Consider the following 1,884-nt stretch of genomic DNA (forward strand, 5'->3'; position numbering starts at 1 on the left):
CAAGAAGCAGAGAAGATTCATTGGTAGTAGCATTTGGGAATGAAGTATTAAGATCAACTAACCAAGATACAACTTTGGTGGGTCGTTTGGATCGTGAAATTTCAAGAGCAACACAATCAGAGGCATTGAAAGAGCTATTGGCTAATAAAGCAACAGGCATTACAGATGCAACAAATAATGATACGAATTATCCGACAGTAAAGGCCATTAAAACATACATTGATACTAAATCTACTTCAACCGATACAAGTTTAGCAAACGAAATTGAAAGAGCAAAGGGAAGAGAGAAGGAATTGAGTGATTCGTTGAAAGTGGAAATTTCTAGGGCTCAAGTTTCAGAATCTTTAAAGGAACTTTTAGCAAACAAGGCCTCAGAGATTAAGGAATCTACAATTAATGATACCAATTATCCAACAGTAAAGGCTATGAAGTCTTATGTGGATGATCATACCAATACTGAAGTTGAAAAAGAACATAGGCGTGCAGTAGGTATAGAAGATGGGCTGGCCTCAGATATTGCACGGGAAAGAAATAATGCATTGGATAGAGAAAGTTCAATTAACAAATCGATTGCAGATAATGACAAGCGTGCACAGGATGCAGAGAAATCAATGCGTGATGATTTCAACACAGAGAAATCAAGAGTGAGCGACAAAGAAGCTGCAACTGACAAATCGATTGCAGATAATGACAAGCGTGCCAAGGACGCAGAGAAAGCAATCGATGATAAGTTTACTGCAGAGAAGTTGAGAGTAGATGCAAAAGAACTAGCAACAGACAAAGCGATTGCGGATAACGACAAGCGTGCCAAAGATGCAGAGAAAGCAATCGATGACAAGTTTACTGCAGAGAAGTCGAGAGTAGATGCAAAAGAACTGGCAACTGATAAGGCTATTGCTGATAATGACAAGCGCGCCAAAGAGGAAGAAGAAAAAATTAAGCAAAGTATAGTAACTGGAAATGCGAATACTTTGGCTTTAGAGGAAAAATTGTCAACAGCTGATAAAAGAGCCAAAGATGCAGAGAAAGCAATCGATGATAAGTTTACAGCAGAGAAGTCGAGAGTAGATGCAAAAGAATTGGCAACAGATAAGGCAATTGCGGATAACGACAAACGTGCTCAAGACGCAGAGAAAGCAATCGATGATAAGTTTACAGCAGAGAAGTCGAGAGTAGATGCAAAAGAATTGGCAACAGACAAAGCGATTGCGGATAACGACAAGCGTGCCAAAGACGCAGAGAAAGCAATCGATGATAAGTTTACAGCAGAGAAGTCAAGAGTAGATGCAAAAGAAATCGCAACAGACAAAGCGATTGCGGATAACGACAAGCGTGCCAAAGACGCAGAGAAATCGATGCGTGATGATTTCAACACAGAGAAATCAAGAGTAAGCGACAAGGAAGCTGCAACAGATAAGGCAATTGCTGATAATGACAAACGTGCTCAAGATGCTGAGAAAGCAATCGATGACAAGTTTACAGCAGAGAAGTCGAGAGTAGATGCAAAAGAACTGGCAACAGACAAAGCGATTGCGGATAACGACAAACGTGCCAAAGACGCAGAGAAATCGATGCGTGATGATTTCAACACAGAGAAATCAAGAGTAAGCGACAAGGAAGCTGCAACTGATAAGGCTATTGCGGATAACGACAAGCGTGCCAAAGATGCAGAGAAAGCAATCGATGATAAGTTTACAGCAGAGAAGTCAAGAGTAGATGCAAAAGAACTGGCAACAGACAAAGCGATTGCGGATAACGACAAGCGTGCACAAGATGCAGAGAAGTCAATGCGTGATGATTTCAACACAGAGAAATCAAGAGTGAGCGACAAAGAAGCTGCAACTGACAAGTCAATTGCAGATAATGACAAGCGTGCTCAGGATG

1 protein-coding gene is annotated in these 1,884 nt (G+C 40.9%); it reads left to right on the forward strand.

Going from position 1 to position 1,884, the window contains the following annotated elements; all coding sequences use genetic code 11:
* Nucleotides 1–1,884, forward strand: a 1,884-nt coding sequence (locus tag EOJ36_RS11985) for a hypothetical protein (RefSeq protein WP_164847906.1), incomplete at both ends; no start/stop codon positions are given.

Origin of the sequence: Sandaracinomonas limnophila (assembly GCF_004005965.1) — a bacterium.
GTDB lineage: Bacteria > Bacteroidota > Bacteroidia > Cytophagales > Spirosomataceae > Sandaracinomonas > Sandaracinomonas limnophila.